Below are 25,959 nucleotides of genomic sequence, written 5' to 3' on the forward strand. Positions count from 1 at the left end.
CCTTTCCGTGTGGGGCGCGGGGCGACCGGAGCGGATCAGCCGCGGACGATGTCGACGATCTTGCGGTCCTGGTCGACGATGACCGGGGCACCGTTGACGTTCAGGTAGGTATAGTCGCTGTCGGGGATGGCGATCAGGTCGACATCGGCGGGGATGCCGGCGCCCTTGACCACTTCACCCTGCATGTAGATCGGGTCGACCGGGTTGGCCTCGACATAGGTCACGGTTTCCTCGGGCACGGCGGCCATGCCCACGGCACCACCGGCAACGGCACCGGCTGCGGCAGCGGCGGCCACGGCGCCGACGGGGCCGGCGACCAGCGAACCGGCCAGGATGCCGGCACCGATCCCGCCGGCGGTGGCGGCAGCGGTGCGCTCGGTCGAATTCACATCGACGGTCTTGACGTGGAGGGTCTGGATGTTGTCACGGACCACCACGGGCTCCTCGTCGACCATGGCGGTGAGATAGGGGGAGAAGGCCCAGCCTTCCTTGCCCTCGTAGTTCACCTTGCACCAGTCCAGCTCGGTGGCGCATTGCTCGACGTCGACACTCTCGTTGCCGGGGATCACGCCGACGATCTCGCCCATGGGGCCGGGATTTGCGCGGATGTTGAGGTCGGTGGTGGCGGTGGCGCTGGTATTGGCCATGGCGGAACCGGCGGTCAGGATGGCGGCGGCGCTGAGGCCTGCAATCTTGGCATACATCTTCTACACTCCTTGATCGTAAATCACTGATCTTCTTCGCTTTGGCCCGGCCCGGCGACTGTGCCGGATGCGGTGCCGTTCGGTGCAGGGACAACGGGCCGGAGCGCGATGGGTTCCCGCCCTTCTTGCCCGCCCGGGCGGCGATGATGCCGCCATGGGACATTTGAAATGTTTCGTGATGGGTGGTGTGAGTAATCTTCAAAATATTGAATTTGAACGGATATTTCGGCGGGGCCACAGTCATGACCCTGCGGGGCAGGGGGGCGGTGGGAGCGGCGGATCGGCAGGCTGTTGCCCGAAAAGAAATATTGCAGAGGCATCTTTTGATGCCGGAAAGCCACGAAAGGACCGGGGCGGAGTGGCTCTCCGGACGGGGGCGGATGGCCCTGCGGGGCGCCCGGCGGCATGAAATGGCCGGTGATAAGATGCAAATGAGATACTTATACGTAACACCTTGCGCTCCACCCAAGGATGCGCTGCACTGGATCCGCACGACAGCGGCCGGCCCCCGGACCTCCGGGATGTTCCGGCCGCCTCGCTGCCGTCTCTTGGGGTGCGGCGACCGGGGAAGCCCGCAAGGGATTCCGCGCCGGCGGCCCACCCGCCCGGGGCGGATACGAATTCAAGGAGACAAGACATGCAGACCCTGCCATCGAAATGGGACGTCGAAGCGGACGTCGTTGTAGTGGGTTACGGATTTGCGGGGGCGGCAACGGCCGTGACCGCGCATGATGCAGGCGCCAAGGTGCTGCTGATCGAGAAGGCGCCGGAGAAATACAAGGGCGGCAACAGCCGGGTTTCGGCCAACCTGGTGTTCTGGCCGAACGACGTGGAGAAGGCCAAGACCTACTTCCGGGCCATGGCGGGCCCCTACATGGACGACATCAGCGACGAGATGGTGGACACCTGGGCGCAGGAGATGTTCGACAACCGCGCCTGGCTGGAAGGCATGGGGCTGGACCCGCGGGAATACGACCTGATCGAGTTTCCCGAGCTGCCGGGATCGGACTGTGCCAAGACGCTGATGCACGGCCCCGGCAACGTGGGCGAGGAGCGCATGTGGAAACTGCTGGAGGGCCAGGTGGACGCGCGCGACATCGAGACCTGGTACGAGAGCCCGGCCATGCACCTGGTGCGCCACGGCGACGAGGTGCTGGGCGTGATCGTCGAGAAGGACGGCAAGGAGGTGGCCGTGCGCGCAAGGGGCGGCGTGGTACTGACCTGCGGCGGGTTCGAGGCCAATCCGAAGATGATCCGCGATTACCTCTACGGCCTGCCGGAATGCTACCCGCTGGGCACGCCCTACAACACCGGTGACGGGATCCGCATGGGTCTCGAGATCGGGGCCGACCTGTGGCACATGGGCAATGTCTCGGGGCCGCTGACCGCCTTCAAGGCGCCGGAGGTGCCGACCTGCCTGTGGCTGAACCTGCCCCATGCCAACAGCATGATCATCGTGGGCGCCGACGGCACGCGCTTCAACCTGGAGGCGCGGTTCTGCGTCGACAGCGACCGCCACGGCAAGGTGCTGCGCAAGGGCGTGTGGAAGCAGCAGGATCTGCCGATGCCGATGTACATGATCTTTGACGAGGATTTCCGCACCGCCGGATCGCTGGGCGCCACCACCGACAGCTGGGAGCACGTTACGGGCACCCGGTACGAATGGAGCGACGACAATTCGGCAGAGGTGGAGAAGGGCTGGATCAAGAAAGCCGACAGCATTGCCGCGCTGGCCGGCGAGATCGACCTGGACCCGGAGGTTCTGGAGGCCACGGTGGCGCGGTTCAACGCCGGTGCCGAGGCCGGCGAGGACCCGGAATGGGGCCGTGCCAGCGACCGGATGGTGCCGATCGCCAATGGCCCCTTCTATGCCCTGCCGCTGACGCCGGGCTTCGTGAACACCCAGGGCGGGCCGCGCCGCAACGTCGCCGCGCAGATCGTGGATACCGAGGGCAAGCCGATTGCCGGGCTTTATTCCGCGGGCGAGCTGGGTTCGATCTACAGCTTCCTCTATCAGGGCGGCGGGAACATCGGCGAATGCTTTGCCTTTGGCCGGATCGCCGGGCGCAACGCGGCCGCCGCGCGCTGAGCGGTCCGGAGGCGGACCTGGCGGCGCAGCGCGCCGCCAGGCCTGAGCGGGCGCGGAAACGGTACGGGGCCCGCGGCATCCTACGTGTCGGGAGCGGTGGAACAGGCCGAAAACAAGGGAAAACAGGGGGTCTGGCCGAAGTGTCAAAAAGTGAAAAAAGCGCCTTGTTTCTCGGATGCGCGCCTCATATACGGGTCAGCGGAGACGTGGCCGAGTGGTCGAAGGCGCTCCCCTGCTAAGGGAGTAGGCCCGGAAGGGTCTCGTGGGTTCGAATCCCATCGTCTCCGCCATACATCCTTTAAAATGAGTGATCGTGCGGCATGCCCCGCCAAGGCCCCGACAAGGGTCGTGGCAAGGGTCGTGACATGGGCATTGCCCGGGCGCGCCGCTGCCTGCGCGGGGCGGACGCCGCAGGGCGATTCTGATGCGGGCGAGACTCATGCGCGACGCCCGGTCCCGCCGGGCCCCTAGGCGGTCAGGCTGGCAAAGACCGGTTCGCTCTCGGCGCAGACCTTGGCGCAGATCTCCTCGGAGGTGCGGTCCGGGTCGCGCATGTATTCCAGGAAGTTCATGTTGACGTTGTTGAAGAGCAGGCGCCCCGCGGTGGTGGTGTCGGCATCGGCGCGCAGCAATCCGCGCGACTGCAGCACCGCAAGGCAGCGGCAGAGCTGATCGCTGAGCGTGTGGTCGATGGCGATGTACTTGCGGCAGAACTCGGCCTCGGGGTCGAGCATGGTGCGTGCCACGGCCATGCGCCAGACCTCTCTCGAGGTGTATTCGAAGGAGGTGTGGAAATAGACGCGCACCACCGCCGCGAAGGCCTCTCTCAGGCTGGCATGTGGGGCGTCGATGCAGGCGTCGACCGCGGAGAGCACAATGCTGGTCTCTTCCACTACCGTGGCCAGCAGCAGATCCGCCTTTGATCCGAAGTAGTTGTAGAAGGTCGCAACCGAGGTTTCGGCGCGCTCGGCGATGTCCTCGATGCGCGAGGCCTCGTAGCCGTCATCGCGGAACATCTGCGAGGCGCAGTCGAGGATCCGTTTCCGGGTTGCCGCTTTTTTCCGCTGTCTGAGGCCGGTCATTTCAAAATTCCTGTAGTCACTACAAAATTATATTGATTCCATTATTCGGCTGGTCAAGTTGAACAGGGTACAAAGAGAACAACTCTGAGATCAGGGAGCTGAAATGACCAAAAAAGTGCACATCTTCTGCCTCGCTCTGGCCGGGGGGCTGCTGTCCTCGACCAGCCTGCAGGCCGCCGACAGCCTGAACGCGCTGATCTGGTGCGATCATGCCGACCCGGAATTCCTGAAGCCCTTCGAGGAGGCCCACGACGTGCGGGTCAACACCAAGGAATACGAGGGTACGGCGGCCGGTCTGACCATCCTCGACCAGTCCCGCCCGGGCGACTGGGACGTGATGGTCATCGACGGGGTCGACGTGGCGCGCGCCGCCGAGGGCGGATACCTGGCACCGCTGCCGCTGGACCAGATCGACACCTCGAAGATCTTTCCCGAAGTGGCGCTGACCGACCAGATGTCGGTGGATGGTACCCCCTATGGCGTCACCGAGAAGTTCGGCTACAACACCATCGCCTACAACAAGGCCGACGTGGATCCGGCCGACATGGAGAGCCTGCAGGGCCTCTTCTCGGGCAAGTACGACGGCAAGATCGCCATCTATGACTACTACCTGCCGGTGCTGGGCCTGGTGGGCCTGTCGCAGGGCATCGATACCGCCGACCTGAACGCCGATGCAGTGGAAAGCCTGCGCGCCCCGCTGATGCAGCTGAAGGGCGCCGCACGGCAGGTTTCCGACGTTGTCGGCAGCCAGACGGCGCTGGCCACGGGCGAGGTCGACATCCTGGTGGGCGGCGGCGAGTGGCTGACCGCTGTGTTGAACCAGGAAAACCCGGATCTCGACTGGACGATCCCGGAAGAGGGCGGCCTGCTCTGGACCCAGGCGCTTGGCATCGTCGAGGGCACGGAGAAGCCGGACCTGGCGCTGGAGTTCATCAAGTACGTGCTGTCGCCGGAAGGCCAGGCCAAGCTGGCGACCTCGTCGTGCTACTGGGGCATGCCGGCAAGCTCGGCCGCGGGCGACGTGCTGAGCGATGAGCAGAAGGCCGTGCTGCGCTGGGATGACCAGACGGATTACCTGAGCCGCTCGCAGCTCTATCCGGTGCCGGATGCCGACACCGATGCCGCGATGCAGGATCTCTGGACCGACATGATGCAGAACTGACGGACATGAGCCTGGAGAGACGAGAAAAGGGGCAGGGGGCGGCACTGGTCGCCCCGGCCCTGCTATGGACGCTGTGCTTTTTCCTGCTGCCCTTCGTGGTGATGGCGGTGATGAGCCTTGGCCACATGGAGGGGCGCGCGATCGTGCCGGGCCCCGGGTTCGACAATTACATCCGCATCTTCACCGATCCCTCGCTGGCACGGGGCATCGTGGTGTCGCTGGAAATCACCGTGACGGTGACGGTGCTCTCGGTGCTGCTGGCCTGGCCGCTGGCCTGGATCATCGCCACGCGGGTGCCGCCGGAATGGCGGCGTCTGGCGCTGCTTGTGGCGGTGCTGCCGTTCTGGACGAGCTATGTGGTGCGCTCCTATTCCTGGGCGCTGGTGCTGGGCGAGAGCGGCGTGGTGATGCAGGTGCTGACCGGCCTCGGGATCCTGGACGAGCCGGTGCAGATCATGGCCACCCGAAGTGCCACGGTGATCGGCTTCGTGCATTTCTTCGTCATGCTGCTGACGCTGACGATCTATTCCAACCTGGTGCAGCTCTCGCCGAACTATGCCCGCGCGGCCGAGGACCTGGGGGCCTCGCGCTGGCAGGTGATCCGGCTGGTGATCCTGCCGCTGACCCTGCCGGGAGTGATGACCGGCGCCTTCCTGACCTTCGTGCTCTGCATCGGCGATTACATCACGCCGCAGATCCTGGGGGGCAACAACGAGCTGACCATGCCGCAGCTGATCATGCTGCAGCTGGGCCGGCGCGGCGACCTGCCGATGGCCTCGGCGCTGTCGCTGGTGCTGATGGTGATCGTGACGCTGGCCTACCTGGGCGCGGCGCGCTGGCTGAAGATGGACAGGGTATGACGCGATGACACGTTTTCTCTCATGGGCCTACCTGGTGGTCATGTTCACCTTCATCCTGCTGCCGGTGGTGGTGCTGGTGATCTTTTCCTTCCAGGACGGGCGCCTGCCGGTGCCGCCGTTCAAGGGCGTGACCTTCGACTGGTACGCCAAGGTGCTGACCGACCGCGACCTGATGGCGGCGCTGCGCAACTCGCTCGTCGTGGCGCTGCTGTCGTCCCTGGTGGCGCTGGTGCTGGGCTTCCTCGCCGCGGCGGGGCTGGCGCAGGCGCGGCTGCCGGGCTCGGCACTGATCCGCGGGCTGCTGATCGCGCCGATGACGGTCAGCTACCTGATCATCGGTCTCGGCCTGCTGCAGAGCCTGAACCACGTGGGCATCCGGCCCTCGCTGCTGGCCACGGGGATCGGCCACGTGGTGATCAACCTGCCGCTCTGCTTTGCCATCATCTATGCCGCCATTGGCGATCACCAGAAGAACATCCTGCGCGCCGCCCGCGACCTGGGCGCCGGAGAGATCCGGGTGCTGATGCTGGTGCTGGCGCCGATGCTGCTGCCCTCGCTGGCGGCGGCCTTCTTCCTCTCCTTCACCTTCAGCTGGGACGAATTCATCATCGCCTTCCTGCTGACCCGTTTCGACGTGACCCTGCCGGTGGAAATCTGGTCGATGCTGCGCTCGGGCCTGTCGCCCGAAACCAACGCCGTGGGCTCTCTCGTCTTCCTGGTCTCGATCCTGGTGGTCGTGACGCTGGAACTGACCCTGTTTCGAAAGGCCGCCAAATGAGTGCAGAGCTTTCCATCCGCGCCGTGCACCACCGCTTCGAGAGTTTCACCGCGCTGAAACGCATCGACCTGGAGATCGCGGGCGGCGAATTCATCGTGCTGCTGGGGCCGTCGGGCTGTGGCAAGACCACGCTGCTGTCGGTGATCGGCGGCTTTCTTCAACCCACCGAGGGGCAGCTGCTGATCGATGGGCAGGATATGACCCGGGTGCCCCCGCGCGAGCGTCCGACCACGACGATGTTCCAGGATTACGCGCTCTTTCCGCACATGACGCTGAAACAGAACGTGGGCTTTGGCCTGAAGATGCGCGGCGTCGCGGCAAGGGCGCGGGATGCCCGCGCCATGGAGATGCTGGACATGGTGGGGCTGGCGGACAAGGCCGGGCGCAAGCCGCATGCGCTCTCTGGCGGGCAACGCCAGCGCGTGGCGCTTGCCCGGGCGCTGGCCCCAGAGCCGCAGGTGCTGCTGCTCGACGAGCCTCTGGGCGCGCTCGACCTGAAGCTGCGGCGGCAGATGCAGGACGAGCTGAAGGAGATCCAGCGCCGCGTCGGCACCACCTTCGTGCACGTGACCCACGACCAGGAGGAGGCCATGGCCATCGCCGACCGGATCGTGGTGATGAATGCCGGTGCCATCGAGCATTGCGGCACGCCGGAAGAGGTCTACCTGAGGCCGAAGACCCTGTTCACCGCCGGGTTCATGGGCGAGCTGAACCGCCTCGATGTGCGCGCAGGGCAGACGGTGCTGGGCCCGGTGCCGGGGGCAGCGGAGGACGGCGTGCTCTGCCTGAGGCCCGAGAACGTCGGGCTGCAGGGGGCTTTCCCGCTCGGGCCGGCCCGGCTGACCGAGGTTGCCTTCTTCGGCGCCCACCACCGCTGTCATTTCGCCCCGCTGGCCGCGCCCGACATGCGCCTGGTCGCGCATCTGCCGCAGGGCGCGCATCCCGAACCGGGCAGCGAGGTGGAGCTCTTTGCCTCGAACCCGGTGATCCTGAAGGAGGCTGCCGCATGAGCGCCGCATCCGATCTGCCCCGTGTCGCCCCGAAGGACTGGTACCGCCTGCGCAGGATGGACGACGGGCTGACCTGGATCGACGAGCCCGCGATCCAGGAATTCTATCGCTGCAACATCTGGCACGTGCGCGGCCGCGACCGCGACATGATGGTCGACAGCGGCATGGGGGTGGTCTCGCTCCGGCAATGGGTGCCCCTGGTCAGCGAGCGCCCGCTGGACGCCGTGGCCAGCCACACGCATTTCGATCACGTCGGCTGTCACCATGAATTCCCGGACCGCCTGTGCCATGCCTGCGAGGCGGATATCCTGGCCCATCCGACGCGGGCGAATACCCTGGCCGATCCCTATGTGACCGACGAGATCTTCGATGCGCTGCCGGATGTGCCCTACCAATCGGCCACCTACGCGGTAAAGGGCGCGCCGGCCACGCGGATCCTGGAGGACGGCGACGTGATCGACCTGGGCGACCGGCATTTCGAGGTGATCCACACCCCCGGCCACAGCCCCGGCGGCATTGCCCTCTGGGAGGCGGCGACCGGCATCCTGATCTCCGGCGACATCATCTATGACGGGCCGCTGATCGAGGATACATATCACGCCGATGCCGAGGGCTATGTCCGCTCGATGAAACGGCTGGCCGAACTGCCGGTCCGGGTGGTGCACGGCGGGCATTTCCGCTCCTTCTCGGGCGAGAGGCTGCAGCGGATGATCGCGGACTGGCTGAAGGAAAAGGGCGCCTGATGGCGCCCTTTCATCTTTCCGGAAATATGGCGGGGGAGGCTCCCGTAGGGAGACGGGGGCAGAGCCCCCCCCTCGCGCCCGGGTCAGGGCGCGCAGTCTTCCCAGATCTGCTCGACCCAGCCCTTGATGGTCAGCGCCTCGTCCCAGCGGTTCGACATCTCGCGCCCGTCGGGGCCGGTGATGGCGTAATCCGGCGGGCCCAGCTCGCAGAGGAAGACACAGGTCTCGTCCCCGCCCGCGCGCCTGCGCCAGGAGGTGAACCCCTCGGCCCACCAGCCGCGGAACAGGTCGACCCACTTGCGGTTCTGGGGAAAGTCGAGCTGCAGCTGGATCTGCTGTCGCCCGGCAACGCGGCCCTGGAAACTGTCGGAGCGGGCCAGGATGCGGCTCATGTGCTGCATCTCGCGCTCGGGGATCGGCATCGTCATCTCTCGGCCCACGACGTAATGCGAGAGATCGGCGCAGATGCGCATCTCGGGCACCGCGTCGAGCAGGCAGAGCGTGCTGTAGAGATCGTTGGTGATGCAGTTGCGGTGGGTCTCGAAGAGGATCGGCATGCCCTCTTCCTCGGACATGGCGATCCAGGCACGGATCACCGGGATCATGCCGGCGACCGTCAACGGCATCACCTGTCCGATCACCACCACGAAGGGCGCGTCGTGATCCTTTGCCAGCTTGAGGATCGGGCGCAGCCCCTCCACGGTCTTTGGGAAATCCACGAAGAAGGGACGCAGGCCGGCCCGCGCCATCATCGGCAGGATGCGGTCGACCTCCTCCGGGCTGGCGGCGCCGAAATCGAGCGCCATGCCGGCATAGCCGGCGCCGGCCACCATTTCGACCACCTCTTCGTGGGGCAGCTTAACGCCCGTGGGGTCATGGGGCTGCATGGCCCATAGCGAGGTATAGACGTCGAGCTTCTGGGTCATTCCGCAGGCACCCGCACCGAGCCGCGGCCATGGGGAATCACCCAGACCTCGTTCATGGGATACTGGCTCTCGTCCTTCTGGCGCAGCTTGCCGATGACCTCGATCTGGAATTCGATCCAGCCCATCCGCCAGACCTCGCCGGCCTGTTTCTCGATCTTGTCGTTCAGGTCGCGCAGCTTCCAGAAGGGCACCGAGGGGAAGGTGTGGTGGGCGGTGTGATAGGGCATCTGCCAGCAGAGCCAGCGCATCAGGGCGTTGGTGCGGGTGGACCGGGTGTTCTCGAGGATGTTGTCCTCGTGGCTGAGGCCCAGGTGCTCGATCGTGTTCTGCAGCTGGTGCACGGGCTTGGTGATCACCATCGGCAGGATCCAGAAGGTCAGCCACCACCAGTTGCCGAAGGCCAGCGAAACCACGATGATCGCGGCATAGAGCGCCACGTGAATGCGGCTCTCGCGGATGATCTTGGCCTCTTCCTCGGGGCGGATGTAGGGCTCGACGATCACGCCGCGGGCCCGGCGGAGAAGGCCCACCACCCGGTTGCGCCAGTAGCTGACGCCGGAAAGCCAGAGCAGGTAGGATTTCAGCGTGTAGGGTTCACGCACCAGTTCGCCGTCACGCTCCCAGTCCTGGGTCCACTTGTGGTGGGCAAAATGCATGACCTGATCGAAATCGCGCGGGAAGATCATGAAGAAGCCGATGATCCGGCCCCATACCTCGTTCAGGCGCCGGCTGGCGAAGACGGTGGAATGCGACAGCTCGTGCTGCGCGGCATAGAGGAAGTTGATCAGCACGCCGAGGACAAAGCCGGTGAGCAGCACCCACCAGGTGCCCATGGCCATGGCATGCAGCGCGACCATCACGGCGATGGCGGCGAGATGGCTGCCGAGCTGCATCCAGCCGCGCGCGTCGGAGCGCTGATTCAGCTGTTTCAGTTCGGCGGGTTCCAGGAGTTTCCTGCGAGAGAAACTGGCGTCCATATCTGTCTCCTTGCTCCGGGACGGCCCTGTCGGGCTCTTCGGGTCCTGCGGGGAAGCTGGCTGAGGGATTCATCTTATGACGAGGATGATAATGATGAATCATTTTCACGACTATTGACATTTTCGGCGGTAAACGGTGCAAAAGATGCATGAATATTCCGCCGCTCGCCGCCATGGAAGTGCTCGATGCCCTGGATCGCACCGGATCGCTCCGGGCAGCGGCGGAAGAGGTGAACCTGAGCCAGAGCGCGGTGAGCCACAAGCTCAAGGCGCTGGAGGCCCGGCTCGGCTTTCCGCTGACCGAGGCGCGGGGCCGGGGGATCGTGCTGACGGGCGAGGCGCGCCGCTATGTCTCGGCGGTGCGGCCGGCGCTGGCCATGCTGCGCGACGCGCACCGGGGCATCGGCGCCACCAGAGGCGCGCTCGACGTGGCGGTGACATCGGGGTTGGCCGCGACATGGCTGGCCCCGCGCCTGCGCCGGTTCCTGAGCCTCTACCCGGAGATTTCGCTGACGCTGACGAGCCTGGCGGCGGGCGAGGAGGTGCCGGACTGCGATCTGTGGATCGCCTTTACCGATAGTCCGCCGCCCGGTGCCGAACGGCTGCTGGAGGTGCGCTTCTTTCCGGTCTGCAGCCCGGATTACCTCTATGAGGCGGGGGGGCTGACCCCCGCCGCGCTGACGTCGGACATGCTGTTGCACCTGGACGGCACGGCAGACTGGCAGCGCTGGCTGAACGCGGTGGGGCAGGCGGGCGATCCGGGGCCCGGCGGGCTTCAGTTTACCGGGCTGCTGGCGATGTACGCGGCCGCCGAGGCGGGGCTGGGCATCTGCCTGGGCGATGACCTGACCTGTGCGCGGGCCCTGAGCGCGGGGCGGTTGGTGCGACCCTTCGAGGAGGAATTGCCAGCGGCGGCCGGATACTGGATCACCCCGCCGCCGGGCGGGCTGAGCGCGCCTGCGGCGGCTTTTGCCGCCTGGATCAAGGAAGAGATGGCGGGCTGAGCGGCAAAGATTTTAGGTTGCGCGACAAACGGAATTCATCACCACTGTCCCGCAGCACCTGGAGAGGACGAATATCATGCGGCGGACCCCATCGACCCAGGCGCTGAGGGCGCTGGAGAGTTTCGCGCGTCTCGGCACCGTCTGGCAGGCGGCAGAGGAATTGAACCTGACCAAGAGCGCGGTGACCCATCAGCTGCGGCTGCTGGAGCGCGACCTTGGGTTTCCGATGATGACGCGGGCGGGCGCGCGGCTCGAGCTGACACCGCTGGGGCGCGGATTTGCCCGCGACGTGCGCAAGGCGCTGGACATGATCTCGGCCGCCGCGGCGCGCTCCGGGGCACAGAGCGTGAGCGGCGAGCTGGTGCTGAGCTGCCCGCCTGGGATCGCCAGCAACTGGCTCTGCACCTTCATCGACGGTTTTCGGCAGGCCTATCCCGACGTCATCCTGAATGTCACCACGCCGCGGCGCCTGAACGACGTCAGCAACCCCGAGGCCGATGTTTTCATTGCCTTCGGGCGGGAATTCCCGGCCGATGTCGAGGTGGAGCTGCTGAAGCGGATCGATTTCACCCCGGTCTGCAGTCCCTCCTATCTGAACCGGCACGACGGGTTCGCCGATGCCCGCGGCCTGCAGAATGCCACCCTGCTGCACCTGGGCAGCTTTGACGAATGGCAGGACTGGATGCGGCTGGTGGGGCTGCCGGAGGAAATGGCGCAGAGCGGGATCCGGTTTTCCGACATGAACCTGGTCTATTCGGCCGCGCTGGCGGGGCAGGGGCTGGCGCTGGGTGATGAATTCGTGTGCGGTGAGGCGATGGCGCGCGGTGCGCTGGTCCGTCCCTTCGATCTCTCGCTGCCGACCGAGAGCGCCTATTACATGGTCACGCCGGCAGATCGGGCGGAAAATCCCGTGGCTGCCGCATTCTTGGGCTGGTTGCGGACCGAGGTGCGCAGCCGGTACGCGTCTTGAAAAGATATTTCTGTGTGACAAATTTTGTTTGCGGAGACGGGCAAATAGTTTCATTTGTCTGACCGCCCGTCGACCGGCCTAATGACGCGAAGTATTTTTGCGCAACAGGACCGGTAGAGACGTGAGCACCAAGCCAGCAGCCATCGAAGCACTGTCCATCGGCAAGGATTTCGGCAGTTTCACCGCCCTGAACGATGTCTCGATGCGGATCCATCCGGGCGAGTTCGTCACCCTTCTGGGCCCCTCCGGATCGGGCAAGACGACCTTTCTGATGATCCTTGCGGGCTTTGAGGGGGCGACACGCGGCCAGCTGATGATCGACGGCTACGAGCGCACCGACAGCCCGGCCGAGGCGCGCGGCTTTGGCATGGTGTTCCAGGGCTATGCGCTGTTTCCGCACATGAGCGTCGAGGACAACATCGCCTTTCCCCTGAAGGTGCAGAAGCGCCCGGCGAAGGAGATCCGCGCCCGGGTGGCCGACATGATCGACCTGGTGGGCCTGTCGGGGCACGGCCACAAGAAGCCCTCCGGCCTGTCGGGGGGGCAGCAGCAGCGCGTCGCCCTGGCGCGTGCCCTGGCCTACGAGCCGCCGGTGCTGTTGCTGGACGAGCCTTTCTCGGCGCTGGACAAGAACCTGCGGGAGCAGATGCAGGACGAGCTGCGGCGGATCCACCGGCAAATGGGCACGACTTTTGTCTTTGTCACCCACGACCAGGGCGAGGCGCTGGCCCTGTCGAGCCGGATCGCGATCTTCGAGGCGGGCCATCTGCGCCAGATGGGCGCCCCGCAGGAGGTCTATGACCGGCCGGCGAACCGGTTCGTGGCCGAGTTCCTGGGCGACATCAACATTTTCCCTGCGCGGTTCAGCGGTGATCACGCCGAAGTGGCCGGCCAGAGCCTTGGCCTGCCCGAGAGCGTGCCCGCCGGCGCCGCGCACCTGGCCGTGCGGCCGGAGAAGATGCAGCTTCTGACCGATCCGCGCGCCGGCGCGATCCCCTGCCGGATGAGCGATCGCGTCTACATGGGCGCCAACACCCGCCTGCATCTGGAGGCGGGGCCGGAGGCCGCGCCGCTGGTCATGGACCTGCCCACATCGGAATTGCCCGACCTCGCCGAACCCGGACGTCAGATCTGGGTCGCGTGGGACCGGGCCGACAGCCTCGCTTTCTGAGGCCCCCAACAGAGAGGAACCAAGATGAATTCGCATTTCCAGAAAGACCGGATGCTGATCCTGGCCGAGCGGATGAAGGCCGGCAAGCTGTCGCGCCGGAGCTTTGTCCAGGGCATGTCGCTGCTGGCCGGCGCCTCGGCCCTGGGGCTGAATGCCGGCATGGCGCAGGCCGAAACCAAGGAGCTGATCTTCGTGAACTGGGGTGGCGACGCCATCGATGCCATGGCCGAGGCCTTTGGCGACAGCTTTACCGAGGAGACCGGGATCGTGATGCGCTATGACGGCACGGGCCCGACCGAGGGCGCGATCACCGCGCAGGCCGAGGGCGGCAACCCGACCTGGGACCTGGTGGACTGCGATCCCTTCTCGGGGCAGGCGCTGGGCCGCAAGGGCTTCATGCGCCCGATCGACTGGGACGTGGTGGATCCCGGCAAGATCCGCGACGGCTTCAAGTGGGAATACGCCGCGAACAGCTATCTCTACAGCTACATCATCGCCTGGGACAGCACCAAGTACGACGAGGCGCCGACCTCGATGGCGGACTTCTTCGACGTGGAGAAATTCCCCGGCAAACGGTCGCTCTACAAATGGGGCGTGGGCATGTGGGAGGCGGCACTGCTGGCCGATGGCGTGGCGCCTGAAGACCTCTATCCGCTGGACCTGGACCGCGCCCATGCCAAGATCGCGGCCTTCAAGGACAACGTGGGTGCCTACTGGGGTGGCGGTGCCGAGAGCCAGACGCTGCTGCTGAACGGCGATGTCTCGATGGCGCTGATCTGGAACACCCGCGCCATGCTGCTGGACCAGGACACCGAGGGCGAGATCAAGATGACCTGGGCGGAGGGCATCATCGCGCCCGGCTCCTCGGGGGTGCTGATGAACAACCCCGGCGGCGAGGAAGCGGCGATGCAGTACATCGCCTCGACCCAGGATCCGGCCAAGCAGGTGAAGCTCTTCGAACTGCTGGGCAACGGCCCGGCCAACCCGGCGGCAGACGAGATGATCCCCGAGGATCAGCGGTTCTACAACCCGGTGGATCCCGAGAACTTCTCGCAGCAGATCGCGCTCGACATGGACTGGTACGAGCAGAACTATGGTGCGGCCCTCGATACCTACCTGGGCGTCATCTCCTCCTGATCCCTGCATTTGCCACTGACCTGTCGCGGCCCGAGCCGCGGCAGGAAGGAGCCCCGACGTGAAATACCTGCTGCTTGCCCCCTTGCTTGCCTTCCTTGCGGTCACCTACCTGGTGCCGCTGGCGGGCATTCTGTTGCTGAGTGTGACCGACCCGGAACCGGGCCTTGGCAATTACACGGAGGCGCTCGGCGATCCGATGGTCTGGGGCGTGCTCTGGCAGACGGCGCGGGTCTGCGTGGCCTCGACCGTGCTTGCCGTGGTCTGTGCCTATCCGGTCACGCTGCTCTGGGTGCGGGGCGGGCGGGTCACCCGGCTGCTTGTCGAGCTCTGCATCATGATCCCCTTCTGGCTGTCGGTGCTGGCGCGGTCCTTCGGCTGGCTGTCGCTGCTGTCGAACCGGGGGCTGGCCAATACCTGGCTGGAGAACATCGGGCTGATCAGCGAGCCGCTGAGCATGACCCGAAACGAATTCGGGGTGATCCTGGGCATGGTCCAGTTCCTGATCCCCTTCGCGGCCTTTCCGCTGGCCAGTGCCATGCGCGAGGTAGATGACCGCGCGCTGATGGCCGCCCGTGGCATGGGCGCCTCGCCGCTGCGCATCTTCTGGCAGGTCTTCGTGCCGATGACTCGCGGCGGCATCGTGGGGGCGACGCTGCTCGTCTTCGTCTTTTCGCTGGGCTTCTACATCATTCCGGCGCTGCTGGGCGGCGGCCGCACGGTGATGATCGCCGAGCTGATCTATCTTCGCATCTTCCAGGTGCCGAACTGGGGCCTGGCGGCGGCGCTGTCGACCCTGATCATGCTGGCGGTCGGCGGGCTGCTGGTGATGCTGATCCGCCGCTCGGGAGTGACCCGCACATGACACGTTTCCGTCCCGGCCCGATCGCCAGCCTTGCCGGCGGCCTCGTCTCGATCTTCCTGCTGCTGCCGCTGCTGGCGGTGGTGCCCGTCAGCTTTACGCCGAAACGCTATCTGAGCGTGCCTGACGGAGAATGGTCGCTGCGCCATTACCGCAGCCTGATCGAGGATCCCGACTGGCTGCAGAGCGTGCTGCTGTCCCTGCAGGTGGGCGTTGTGGCCGCGGCGCTCGCGACGCTGCTGGCGCTGAGCTTCGCGCTGGGGCTCTGGATGAACAGGCCGCGCTATGGCGGGCTGCTGGCCGGGGTGGCCCTGCTGCCGATGGTGGCGCCGCCGGTTGTCTCTGCGCTCACGCTCTATTACTTCCTGCGCAAGGTGACCGAATGGAACAGCCTGATCGTCTATGATGGCTGGCTGGGCGTGGCGGTGGCCCATGCGGTGATGATCGTGCCCTACGGCGTGGTGATCATCATGGTGGCGCTTTCGCAGGTGGATCGTCGGATCGACCTTGCGGCGAAATCCATGGGGGCGGGTGTCTGGACCAGGATCCGGCACGTGATCCTGCCGAACATCCGGTTCGGCGTGGCGGGGGCCTTCCTGCTCGGGTTCGTGCTGTCCTGGGACGAGATCGGCGTGACGCTGTTCATCACCTCCGTCAGGGCGGTCACCCTGCCGCGGCGCATGTGGATGCAGCTGCGTGACAATATCGATCCTGCGGTGGCGGCGGTCTCGGTGATCCTGATCCTGCTGGTGACTCTGGTGATCCTGGCCCGGGCGCTTCTGCAGCTCAAGAAAGACAAGGCGCAAGAATGACCCAGAAACTCGGAACGCTCCTGCCCGCGCTGCTTGCCGCACGCGGGGTCGAGATGGTGTTCGGCATTCCCGGGGTGCATACGGTGGAAATGTACCGCGGCCTGCCCGGCAGCGGCATCCGCCACGTGACGCCCCGACACGAACAGGGCGCGGGATTCATGGCCGATGGCTATGCCCGGGTCAGCGGCAAGCCGGGGGTCTGCTTCATCATCACCGGGCCCGGCATGACCAACATCATGACCGCCATGGGGCAGGCCCATGGCGATTCGATCCCGATGCTTGTGATCTCCACGGTGAACCCGCGCGGGCGCATGGGCAGCGGCGCCGGCTGGCTGCACGAGATGCCGGACCAGAGCGGAACGGTCGCGGGCGTCGCGGCCTTCAGCCGGACGGTGCTGACGCCCAGGGAGCTGGAGCCCGCGCTCGACGCGGCCTTTGCGGTCTTCTCCTCGGCGCGGCCGCGGCCGGTGCATATCGAGATTCCGGTGGATGTGCTGCAGGAAGAGATGACGCCGCGCGGCGCGCCGGTGCCACGGATTGCGCCCCCCGCGGCAGATGCCGGTGTTCTGGGCGAGGCGCTCTCGGCACTGCAGGCGGCCGAGCACCCGCTGATCCTTGCGGGCGGGGGCGCTCGAAGGGCGGAGGTGGCGGCCCTGGCCGAGCTGCTGGATGCGCCGGTGGTGACGACGACCAACGGGCGTGGCGTGATGCCGGTGGGCCATCCGCTCTCGGTGCCGGTCAGCCCGTCCCTGCCGGAGGTGCGGGCACTGGCGGCGGCGGCCGATGTGGTGCTGGCGCTTGGCACGGAGTTCGGCTCGACCGACTATGATTTCAACGAGGACGGCGGCTTTGCCCTCACCGGGCGGCTGATCCGGGTGGACATCGACCCGACCCAGATTGCGCGACAGGCCTGGGGCGCCGAGGTGACAGGCGTGACCGGCGATGCGGCGGCAGTGGCCGCGGCGCTGACGGCGATGCTGAGCCCGAAGACGGGTGACGGGGCCGCGCGGGCGGCCCGGGCGCGGGCGGCCATCGCGGGGTTCCCGCCGGAAATGCAGGCCGATCTGCGCCTGCTGGAGGCGCTGCGCGAGCGCTTTCCCGGCACGCCCATCGTGGGCGACAGCACCCAGATCATCTATTCCGGCAATTGCGCCTTCGAGCCGGACCGGCCGGGCGGCTATTTCAACTCGGCCACGGGGTTCGGTACGCTGGGCTATGGCCTGCCGGCGGCAATCGGCGCGGCACTGGCCGGCAAGGGCCGGGCGATCGCGATCACCGGCGACGGCGGCCTGCAATTCTGCCTGGGAGAGCTGGCCTCTGCCGTGGAGGCCAAGGCGCGGGTGGTGATGCTCCTGCACGACAACAGCGGCTACGGCGAGATCCGCAGCTACATGGAGGCGCGGGACATCCCCACCATCGGCGTGGACATCCACACGCCGGATCTGGGCGCGGTAGCGCAGGCCTGCGGGTGGCAGGTGATCCGTGCCGCCGAGACCGGCCTGGATGCCGCTTTGCAGGCCGCCGGGGCCGCCGAGGGCCCGGTGATGATCCATCTCGACGAGGCGACGCGCCGGGCGATCTGATCGCAGCGCCAGACATGAAAAAAGGCCCCGGGAGCACGTCCCGGGGCCTTTCGCATTGCAGGCAGTCGGCCTCAGTCGAGGCGGGTGACGAGCCGGGTGTCGAGATAGGCCTCGATCGCCTCGGAGCCGCCTTCGGTGCCGATGCCGGAATCCATGATCCCGCCGAAGGGGATCTCGGGCAGGGCGAGGCCCAGGTGGTTCATCGACAACATGCCGGCACGCACCTCGTTCTGCAGGCGGCGGGCGGTCTCGGCGGAGGCGGTGAAGGCATAGGAGGCCAGGCCGAAGGGCAGGCGGTTGGCCTCGGCCAGCGCATCATCGGTGCTGGAGAAGCGGTTGATGATGGCAACCGGACCGAAGGGCTCGTCGTTCATGATCCGGGCGGAGGTGGGCACGTCGGCCAGTACGGTGGGTTCGTAGAACCAGCCCTGGTTGCCGATGCGCTGGCCGCCGGTGGTCAGGCGCGCGCCCTGTTCAACGGCATCGTCGACCATGGCCTGGATCGCGGGAATGCGGCGGTCATTGGCAAGCGGGCCCATGGCCACGCCCTCGTCCATGCCGTTGCCGACCTTCACGGCCTTTGCGGCCTCGGTGAAGCCCTCGATGAAGCGGTCGGCGACGCTGTCCTGGATCAGGAAGCGGGTGGGCGAGACGCAGACCTGACCGGCATTGCGGAACTTGTGCGTGGCCATCATGTCGATGGTGCTGTCGATGTCGGCATCTTCGAAGACCAGCACGGGAGCATGGCCGCCCAGCTCCATCGTGGCCTTCTTCATGTGGGCGCCGGCCAGGGCGGCAAGCTGCTTGCCCACCGGGGTGGAGCCGGTGAAGGAGATCTTGCGGATGACCGGATGCGGGATCAGGTAGGCCGAGATCTCGGCCGGGTCGCCGTAGACCAGGTTGACCACGCCGGTGGGAATACCGGCATCGGCAAAGCAGCGGATCAGCTCGGCGGGCGAGGCGGGGGTTTCCTCTGGGGCCTTGACGATGATCGAGCAGCCGGCGGCCAGGGCCGCGGAGAGCTTGCGCACCACCTGGTTGATCGGGAAGTTCCAGGGTGTGAAGGCCGCGACGGGGCCCACGGGCTGCTTGATGGTCAGCTGGGTAACGCCGGCGGACCGGGCCGGGATGACCTGACCATAGGTGCGGCGGGCCTCCTCGGCGAACCAGTCGATGGTGTCGGCGCCGCCGAGGATCTCCATCTTCGATTGCGCGAGCGGCTTGCCCTGTTCGGCGGTCATCATCACGGCGATGTCGTCGGCGCGTTCACGCAGCAGGTCGGCGGCGCGGCGCATCAGCTTGTAGCGTTCGAAGGCGCCCTTTGCGGACCAGACGCCAAAGCCGCGATCGGCCGCGGCCAGGGCCTCGTCCAGGTCTGCGATGGCGGCATGGGCAACGGTGCCGATCTCTTCCTCGGTGGCCGGATTGAGCACCGGGATCGTGCGCCCGTCGAGAGCGGGGCGCCAGGTGCCGTCGATGAAGAGCAGCGTGTCGGGATAGCTCATGATCACTCCTTGATCAGTCGTGCGGTAGGGGGCACCGGGGGAGCCGGTGCCGGGACTCTCATAGATATGGGGGCGTGCAGGCGGATATGAAAATCGTCCGGCCCTCGTGGGCGACACGAAACCCGTGCGGCTGACGAGAGTCAAACAGGTAGGATGCACCCGGGTGCCATCGCGGGCAGGGCGCGGGCCTGAGCGGATGGTGAGGCGCTGGTGTGCCGTCAGGCCGCGGCCGTGCCGCCCAGGTTCAAGTGCCCGATCCAGGTGCCCGATCCAGGTGCCTGGTGCAAGGCGCACGCACGGGCGGGCCGGCGGGGCGCCGCGCGTCTGACAATGGAATCGGTCTCCACTGGAGGGATACTAGGCGCCGGTCACCGGTGCCGCAGAGCGCCCCGCCGCGCGGCGGATCATCCCCGGCGCTCAACCCTGGGGCGCTTTCGAACGCGGGGCGGCTGCTGGTGGAGGAATTATCCCCCCGGAACCGGGGGAGGCGAGGGGGCGACGGCGGGAAATTTCCTGCCACGGGCTGCCCGGACATCTCATGGCTGTTGCCAGAAGAGGCCCCGCGCGGGTATTGCGCTCTGCAATCCGGGTCACTTGTCGCGCCCGGAAAAATCCCGTGATCGGGCCCGTTTCGGGAAGCATTTGGCAGGCTGTGCCCTATATGCTGGCAGAACGGCCCGCCATGAGTGGCCGTCAGGACAAGAACAACGAGCACAGGGACTTTTCACGCCGAATGGAGATCGTCGCCCTTACGACAATCGTCGCCACCTTGTTTCTGGTTGTCGGTCTTGCAGAGCCGCTGGCGGACAGGCTGAGGCTGCCGTTCAGCGTGATCCTGGCGCTTGTCGGCATCTTGATCGGGCTGGGGTCCGGCGTGTTCCTGACGATGAATTTCGCGAACTCGCTGAATTTCATCGCCGAGAACATCAAGGACCTTCCGATCAAGGCGAATGCCTTCCTCTACGTGTTCCTGCCAACGCTGCTGTTCCAGGTGACCCTGGCGATGGATATCCGGCGGATGATGGACGACTGGGTGCCGGTAATCCTGCTGGCGGTGGTGGCCGTCGTGCTGTCGACGCTGGTGATCGGCTTCGCGCTCAGTTCCTTTGGCGTGGTTTCTCTTGCGACCGGCCTGCTGGTCGGCTCGGTCGTCTCCACCACCGATCCGTCGGCGGTGGCGGATATCTTCAAGTCGCTCTCGGCGCCCAAGCGCCTGGGCCGGATCATCGAGGGCGAAAGCCTGCTGAACGATGCCGCGGCCATCGCGCTCTTCGGTCTCTTCATCACCTTCACGATGGAGGGGACGCCCGATCCGACCGTGCGCAGCGCCCTCGAGCAGTTTCCCTACCTGGTGCTTGCCGGCGCCGCGGTGGGCCTGGTGATGGCCCAGGTCGGTGTCTGGATCCTGGCGGCGCTGAACCGGTTCGAGCTGGCGCAGGTCAGTGCCTCGATCGCTCTGCCATACCTCTCCTATATCATCACCGAACAGTTCGTGGAGGCCTCCGGCGTGATCTCGGTGGTGACATGTGGCCTGGTTCTGAACTTCTACGGCCCGGGCAAGATCAACCCGGGCGGCTGGCAGAAGCTGCGCGAAGTCTGGGAGATCCTGGCCCATTGGGCGGGGGCGCTGATCTTCGTGCTGGCTGCGATCCTGATCCCGCGGCTGATGGCCACGGCAACCTGGATCGATGCGCTCTACGTGCTGCTGGTGGCCGTGGCTGCAATTGCGGCGCGGGCCGTGGTGCTCTTCGTTCTGTTGCCGGCGCTGACCCTGGCCAAGCTCTCGCCGCGGGTTGAACGCCCCTACAAGATCGCGATCCTCTGGGGTGGCCTGCGCGGGGCGGTGACGCTGGCGCTGGCACTGGCGGTCACGGAAAACCCCTTCGTTCCGCCGGAAACCAAGCATGCCGTGGGCATCCTTGCCACCGGGTTCACCCTGTTCACCCTGATGGTGCAGGGCACGACCCTGCGCTGGGTTATCAACAAGCTGAAGCTGGACGAGCTCTCTCCGATCGACATGGCGCTGTCGAAACAGGTGGTTGCGGTCGCGCTTCAGAGTGTGCGCGAGCGGGTCGCCGGGGCCAGCGAGGAATACGCCCTGAGCAAGGAGATCGCACGTTCGGAGGCCAAGGTCTTTGGCGAGCGCCTGGACCAGGCGGTGGAAGAGGCCGAGAACGAGGAGGGAATTCAGGACCGCGACCGCATTACCCTCGGGCTGATCGCGCTCGCCGGATACGAGCTTGACCTGGTTGATCGTGGCTTCGAGGGCGCGCTGATGTCGGCCAAGATCTACGAGCAGGCGCGGGTGTTGTCGGAACGGGTGCTGGAAGCGACGCGCACCGGCGGACGCTCGGGGTATCGCTCGGCCTATCGCAAGGCGCTCGGTTTCAACCGGGCGTTCCGCATTGCCGTCTTTCTGGACAATCGCACCCGGATTTCGCGACCCCTGGCCGTGATGACGGCCGACCGTTTCGAGTTCCTGCTGTCGCAGCGGCTGGTTCTGAAGGGGCTGCACGAATTCATCGATACGAGGATCCGCCGGATTCACCGCCGGCGGGTGGCCGACCTTCTTCACGAGCTGGTCGATCGCCGGATCGAGGCGGTGGAACAGGCCTTCGAGGCGCTGCGGCTGCAATACCCCGGCTATGCGGAAGAGCTCGAGCGCCGGTTCATCCGCCGCATGTCGCTGCGGCTGGAAGAGCAGGAAATGGACGAGCTGCTGGAAGAGGGGCTGATCGGGCCGGAGGTCCACCAGACCCTTGCACATGCCATCGAGGAGAAGCTGGCCCGCGAGAGACGGCGGCCGAAGCTCGACCTTGCGGTGCGCCGGGTCGATCTGACGCGGCAGGTGCCGCTGTTCGCCGATCTGGACGAGCCGACGATCAAGCGCCTCTCGAAGGCGCTTGTGACGCAATACGCCGGCCCCGGTGAAACCATCCGCCGGCGCCGGGATGCACCGCATTCGGTCTTCTTCATCGCCAGTGGTGCGGTCGAGGTGCGCTCTCCGAAGGAGACCTACCGGCTGGGGCGTGGCGAGATGTTCGGGCAGGTGGCCATGCTGACGGGGCGTGGCGTGCGTGGTGACGTGCATGCGATCTCGCCGACGACGCTTCTGGTCCTGGACGAACTGCGCTTCAAGCGGGTGCTGCGCAAGCATCGCAGCGTGCGCGACGCCATCCTGGACATGGCCGAGGAGCGCGCGCTGAGCGAGGCGCAGATGGAAATCATCCGGGAGGCCGTGGGCGCCGAACCCTGACCGGTTGCCATCGGTCGGACTGGTGGCCCCGGGGCGCGGCGCCGTCGCGGATTGCGTGAATTGGCATGTTTGCATGCTTGCGACTTTTGGGTTGATACCTGTATACAGGATGCGGAGAGAGCGTTTCTCCCTTTTCCGACAGGTATCCCGCCATGTGCATGGTCGAACCGCACAAGACCGAATCCCGAAAGCGCAACGATCTGAGGGCGCTTGAAACGAGCATCCGCGCGGCGGTGCCCGCGCCGGAAGGCGGGCGGATCGTCACGATGGGCTTTCCGGGGCTGACCTATGGCCATGACGGACGCGCCTATATCGATCCCGAACGGCTTGAGGCGACGCTGGGCCACGAGGCGCTGGAAGGCGGGCGGCTGCTGGTGGTTCTGGTCGAGCCGCAGGAAGTGCCCTGCGATGCGATGGATCTGCTGGACGGGGCCTGTGCCGCACGCGGGATGCGCCTGTGCCACCTGCCGATCGAGGACTACAAGGTGCCCGGTGATGCCTTTCACGCGGGCTGGTCCGAGGTGGCGGACCTGATCCGCGAAACGATGAGGGAGGGCGGCGCGCTTGGCCTGTCCTGTCACTATGGCGCGGGACGGTCCGGGATGATCGCGGCCGGGCTGTTGATCGATCAGGGGGTGCCCCCGGGCGAGGCCATCCTGACGCTGCGCGCGCAGTTTCCCGAGTCGATCGAGAGTGAAATGCAGCTTGCCTGGCTGAAGGCAAGGGGCGCGGCACGCGGCGCTCAGGCCGGATGATCGCCCTGCTTCGGGCATGAAAAAAGGGGCGCCGCCACATGGACGCGCCCCTTTCACGTGAATGGCCGGTGTTACTTGTAGCCGTCGATCAGGCCGCGCATCATCTCGATCTCTTCGGGGGTCAGATCGGTGAGCGGCGCGCGGACCGGGCCGGTCTCGAACCCACGCAGGGCGACCCCTGCCTTGATGGCGGAGACGGCATAACCCGTTTTGCGGTCGCGGATTTTCGCGAAGGGATAGTAGAAATCCTTCAGCATCTGCTCGCAGGTGGCATCATCGCCCGCCAGGAAGGCCTGATGGAACTTGAGCGCCGTTTCCGGCACGAAGTTGAAAACCGCCGAGGAGTAGGTCGGCATGCCGGCGCCCTTGTAGGCCTGGGCAAAGAGCTCGTGGGTGGGCATGCCGCCGATGTAGGACAGGCGGTCGCCCAGCTTGACCGTGACACGGCGCACGGTGTCGATGTCGCCGGTGCCATCCTTGAAGCCGATCAGGTTCGGGCATTCGTCGGCCAGCTGTTCCAGCACTTCGGCCGAGACACGCGCCTGACCGCGGTTGTAGACGATGACGCCCATGTTGGTGGCGTTGCAGACGGCGCGAATGCGGTTTGCCACGCCCTCCTGGGGGCCTTCGGTCAGGTAGTGGGGCAGCAGCAGGATGCCGTCGCCGCCCGCGGCCTCGATGTCGCGGGCCAGGTCACAGGCCATGCGGGTGCCATAGCCGCAGCCGGCGATGACGGGGGCATCGCCCGAGATCTCCTTGGTGGCGCGCACCACCTCGACGATTTCGGAGGGCGCGAGCGAGAACATCTCGCCCGTGCCGCCGGCCACGATCAGGCCGGCCACCGGGTATTGCGACAGCCAGTCGAGGTGCGCCTGGAAGGGCGCCTTGGCAAACTTGTCCTCTGCGTCGAAGGGCGTGACGGGGAAGGACAGCAGGCCGTTGCGAATGATCTCGCGCAGGTCATTGGGTGCAATCATCTGTAAAAGCTCCAGTTTATTCTTATTTCTGGCTGTTTCGGATCAGGCAAGATCGGCGGGCAGCACATCTGCGGGGATGCCCTGATAGCAGACCGGACGCAGGAAGCGGCGGATCGACAGGGTGCCCACGGAGGTGGCGCCGAAATTGGTGGAGGCGGGGTAGGGGCCGCCGTGGACCATGCTGTCGCAGACCTCGACGCCGGTGGGGAAACCGTTGACCAGCAGGCGGCCGGCCTTGCGTTCCAGCACCGGCAGGAGCTGACGGGCGAGCGGCGCATCGGCAGCGTCCATGTGGATGGTTGCCGTCAGCTGACCCTCAAACCCCTTGGCCAGCGTCAGCATCTCCTCGGTATCGGAGACACGCACCACGAGGCCGAGCGGGCCGAAGACTTCCTCGCCGAGCGCATGGTCCTGAAGGTAGGCGTCCGCGTCGGTTTCATAGAGGTTCGGCAGCGCGTTGCGGTCGGAACTTTCCGTTGTGAGCAGGGGCTTTACGGCGTTGCGCCCGTCGAACCGGTCCTTGCCGTCACGATAGGCCTTGGCGATGCCGTCGGTCAGCATGACCTGGGCGCCGGTCTCGGCCAGGCCGTCGCGGGCGGCGGAGACGAAAGCGTCACCCTCGGGGCCCTTGGGGACGACCGCGATGCCGGGGTTGGTGCAGAACTGACCCGCACCCATGGTGAGCGACCCGGCCCAGCCGGAGCCGATTTCCGCGGCGCGGGCGGCTAGGGCCTCAGGCAGCAGGAACATCGGGTTCACGGAGCCCAGCTCGCCGAAGAAGGGGATGGGCTCGGGGCGCGCGGCACAGAGGTCGAAAAGGGCGCGACCGCCGCCGAGAGAGCCGGTGAAACCGACCGCCTTGATCAGCGGATGCTGCACCACGGCCTGTCCGACCTGCCGGTTTCCGCCCTGGATCAGGGAGAAGGTGCCGGCGGGCATGCCGCATTTTTTGATAGCCGCATCAATGGCTTCGGCGATGATTTCGCCGGTGCCGGGGTGTGCGGAATGGCCCTTGACGACGACGGGGCAGCCGGCGGCGAGGGCGGCGGCGGTGTCACCGCCGGCGGTGGAGAAGGCCAGCGGGAAGTTCGAGGCGCCGAAGACGGCCACGGGCCCGATGGGCCGCATCATCATGCGCAGGTCGGGACGCGGCGCAGGCTGACGGTCGGGCAGGGCCTCGTCGTGGCGGATGTCGAGGTACTCGCCCTTGAGAATATGCGAGGCGAAGAGGCGCAGCTGGCCGGTGGTGCGGCCGCGTTCGCCCACCAGACGCCCCTCGGGGAGACCGGATTCGGAGGTGCCGATCTGCGTGACGGCATCGCCGCGGGCATCGATCTCGTCGGCTATGGTGTTGAGAAAGTTGGCCCTTTCCTCGCGCGAGGTATAGCCATAGGTCCAGAAGGCCTCCTCGGCCGCCTGGCAGGCGCGGTCAACCAGCTCGACGCTGCCGACGGCAAAGTCGAAGGAGGGGCCAGAGGCCGGTTCAGAGGCGAAAGTGCTGTCGCCGGCGACCCATTCGCCCGCGATCAGGTGCTTGCCATGAGGTGTGAAACTGCCGGATGTGCCGTCCATGATAGGCTCCTCTTCCTGTCAAAAACA

General features: G+C 66.3%; 22 protein-coding genes and 1 tRNA gene. 16 read left to right on the plus strand and 7 right to left on the minus strand.

Annotated features, from left to right (window positions below):
- Positions 1–35 precede the first annotated feature (35 nt).
- Positions 36–704, minus strand: coding sequence for a DUF1236 domain-containing protein (locus AC0WR5_RS03100; RefSeq protein ID WP_475866816.1), 669 nt, complete (start codon positions 702–704; stop codon positions 36–38).
- 637 nt (positions 705–1,341) lie between these two features.
- Here AC0WR5_RS03100 and AC0WR5_RS03105 point away from each other — a divergent pair.
- On the plus strand, positions 1,342–2,793 hold the full coding sequence (locus AC0WR5_RS03105; RefSeq protein ID WP_475866818.1) for an FAD-dependent oxidoreductase: 1,452 nt from the start codon (positions 1,342–1,344) through the stop codon (positions 2,791–2,793).
- Between the two features lie 200 nt (positions 2,794–2,993).
- Positions 2,994–3,083, plus strand: a tRNA-Ser gene (locus tag AC0WR5_RS03110).
- Between the two features lie 177 nt (positions 3,084–3,260).
- Here the strand turns inward: AC0WR5_RS03110 and AC0WR5_RS03115 are convergent.
- Complete coding sequence (locus tag AC0WR5_RS03115) at positions 3,261–3,875, minus strand: TetR/AcrR family transcriptional regulator (protein WP_475866820.1); 615 nt, start codon at positions 3,873–3,875, stop codon at positions 3,261–3,263.
- A gap of 103 nt (positions 3,876–3,978) precedes the next feature.
- On the opposite strand from AC0WR5_RS03115, the gene AC0WR5_RS03120 reads away from it, so the two are divergent.
- The 5 genes from AC0WR5_RS03120 to AC0WR5_RS03140 are packed head-to-tail and all read left to right on the plus strand — an operon-like array spanning position 3,979 to position 8,428.
- Positions 3,979–5,037, plus strand: coding sequence for a polyamine ABC transporter substrate-binding protein (locus AC0WR5_RS03120; protein ID WP_475866822.1), 1,059 nt, complete (start codon positions 3,979–3,981; stop codon positions 5,035–5,037).
- A gap of 5 nt (positions 5,038–5,042) precedes the next feature.
- Positions 5,043–5,897, plus strand: a complete 855-nt coding sequence (locus AC0WR5_RS03125) for an ABC transporter permease (RefSeq protein ID WP_475866823.1) — start codon at positions 5,043–5,045, stop codon at positions 5,895–5,897.
- Positions 5,898–5,901: 4 nt separating this feature from the next.
- Complete coding sequence (locus tag AC0WR5_RS03130) at positions 5,902–6,675, plus strand: ABC transporter permease (protein WP_475866824.1); 774 nt, start codon at positions 5,902–5,904, stop codon at positions 6,673–6,675.
- Positions 6,672–7,685, plus strand: a complete 1,014-nt coding sequence (locus tag AC0WR5_RS03135; protein WP_475866825.1) for an ABC transporter ATP-binding protein — start codon at positions 6,672–6,674, stop codon at positions 7,683–7,685. The genes AC0WR5_RS03130 and AC0WR5_RS03135 overlap by 4 nt, the downstream gene beginning before the upstream one ends.
- On the plus strand, positions 7,682–8,428 hold the full coding sequence (locus AC0WR5_RS03140; protein WP_475866827.1) for an MBL fold metallo-hydrolase: 747 nt from the start codon (positions 7,682–7,684) through the stop codon (positions 8,426–8,428). The genes AC0WR5_RS03135 and AC0WR5_RS03140 overlap by 4 nt, the downstream gene beginning before the upstream one ends.
- 83 nt (positions 8,429–8,511) lie before the next feature.
- On the opposite strand, the gene AC0WR5_RS03145 is transcribed toward AC0WR5_RS03140, so the two are convergent.
- Complete coding sequence (locus AC0WR5_RS03145; protein ID WP_475866829.1) at positions 8,512–9,354, minus strand: sugar phosphate isomerase/epimerase family protein; 843 nt, start codon at positions 9,352–9,354, stop codon at positions 8,512–8,514.
- On the minus strand, positions 9,351–10,331 hold the full coding sequence (locus tag AC0WR5_RS03150; protein WP_475866831.1) for a fatty acid desaturase: 981 nt from the start codon (positions 10,329–10,331) through the stop codon (positions 9,351–9,353). Before AC0WR5_RS03150 ends, AC0WR5_RS03145 begins: the two co-directional genes overlap by 4 nt.
- Before the next feature lie 149 nt (positions 10,332–10,480).
- On the opposite strand from AC0WR5_RS03150, the gene AC0WR5_RS03155 reads away from it, so the two are divergent.
- From AC0WR5_RS03155 to AC0WR5_RS03185, 7 genes are all read left to right on the plus strand, one after another.
- Complete coding sequence (locus AC0WR5_RS03155) at positions 10,481–11,335, plus strand: LysR substrate-binding domain-containing protein (RefSeq protein WP_475866833.1); 855 nt, start codon at positions 10,481–10,483, stop codon at positions 11,333–11,335.
- Between the two features lie 76 nt (positions 11,336–11,411).
- Entirely contained in the window at positions 11,412–12,305 is an 894-nt protein-coding gene (locus tag AC0WR5_RS03160; RefSeq protein ID WP_475866835.1) for a LysR substrate-binding domain-containing protein, read from the plus strand.
- Positions 12,306–12,426: 121 nt separating this feature from the next.
- Entirely contained in the window at positions 12,427–13,476 is a 1,050-nt protein-coding gene (locus AC0WR5_RS03165; RefSeq protein ID WP_475866837.1) for an ABC transporter ATP-binding protein, read from the plus strand.
- A 24-nt stretch (positions 13,477–13,500) separates the two neighbouring features.
- Complete coding sequence (locus AC0WR5_RS03170; protein ID WP_475866839.1) at positions 13,501–14,613, plus strand: ABC transporter substrate-binding protein; 1,113 nt, start codon at positions 13,501–13,503, stop codon at positions 14,611–14,613.
- A 58-nt stretch (positions 14,614–14,671) separates the two neighbouring features.
- A complete protein-coding gene (locus tag AC0WR5_RS03175; protein ID WP_475866840.1) occupies positions 14,672–15,475 on the plus strand; it encodes an ABC transporter permease in 804 nt (267 codons plus the stop codon).
- The gene (locus tag AC0WR5_RS03180) at positions 15,472–16,284 is read left to right on the plus strand and encodes an ABC transporter permease (RefSeq protein WP_475866842.1); all 813 of its coding nucleotides are present in this window, start codon (positions 15,472–15,474) and stop codon (positions 16,282–16,284) included. The genes AC0WR5_RS03175 and AC0WR5_RS03180 overlap by 4 nt, the downstream gene beginning before the upstream one ends.
- Positions 16,281–17,867: a 5-guanidino-2-oxopentanoate decarboxylase gene (locus AC0WR5_RS03185; RefSeq protein WP_475866843.1), complete on the plus strand. Its 1,587-nt coding sequence runs from the start codon at positions 16,281–16,283 to the stop codon at positions 17,865–17,867. The genes AC0WR5_RS03180 and AC0WR5_RS03185 overlap by 4 nt, the downstream gene beginning before the upstream one ends.
- A 71-nt stretch (positions 17,868–17,938) precedes the next feature.
- On the opposite strand, the gene AC0WR5_RS03190 is transcribed toward AC0WR5_RS03185, so the two are convergent.
- Positions 17,939–19,372: an NAD-dependent succinate-semialdehyde dehydrogenase gene (locus AC0WR5_RS03190; RefSeq protein WP_475866844.1), complete on the minus strand. Its 1,434-nt coding sequence runs from the start codon at positions 19,370–19,372 to the stop codon at positions 17,939–17,941.
- Between the two features lie 682 nt (positions 19,373–20,054).
- Here AC0WR5_RS03190 and AC0WR5_RS03195 point away from each other — a divergent pair.
- Positions 20,055–22,628: a cation:proton antiporter gene (locus AC0WR5_RS03195; protein WP_475866846.1), complete on the plus strand. Its 2,574-nt coding sequence runs from the start codon at positions 20,055–20,057 to the stop codon at positions 22,626–22,628.
- Between the two features lie 152 nt (positions 22,629–22,780).
- Entirely contained in the window at positions 22,781–23,383 is a 603-nt protein-coding gene (locus AC0WR5_RS03200; protein ID WP_475866848.1) for a protein-tyrosine phosphatase family protein, read from the plus strand.
- A 71-nt stretch (positions 23,384–23,454) separates the two neighbouring features.
- On the opposite strand, the gene AC0WR5_RS03205 is transcribed toward AC0WR5_RS03200, so the two are convergent.
- Together AC0WR5_RS03205 and AC0WR5_RS03210 are read right to left on the minus strand one after the other, a co-directional pair.
- On the minus strand, positions 23,455–24,357 hold the full coding sequence (locus AC0WR5_RS03205; RefSeq protein ID WP_475868874.1) for a 5-dehydro-4-deoxyglucarate dehydratase: 903 nt from the start codon (positions 24,355–24,357) through the stop codon (positions 23,455–23,457).
- A gap of 45 nt (positions 24,358–24,402) precedes the next feature.
- Positions 24,403–25,932 carry an aldehyde dehydrogenase (NADP(+)) gene (locus AC0WR5_RS03210; RefSeq protein ID WP_475866850.1) on the minus strand — a complete coding sequence of 510 codons (1,530 nt, stop codon included), beginning with the start codon at positions 25,930–25,932 and terminating at the stop codon, positions 24,403–24,405.
- Positions 25,933–25,959: the final 27 nt, after the last annotated feature.

The organism is Pseudooceanicola sp. DL12, from assembly GCF_056270665.1.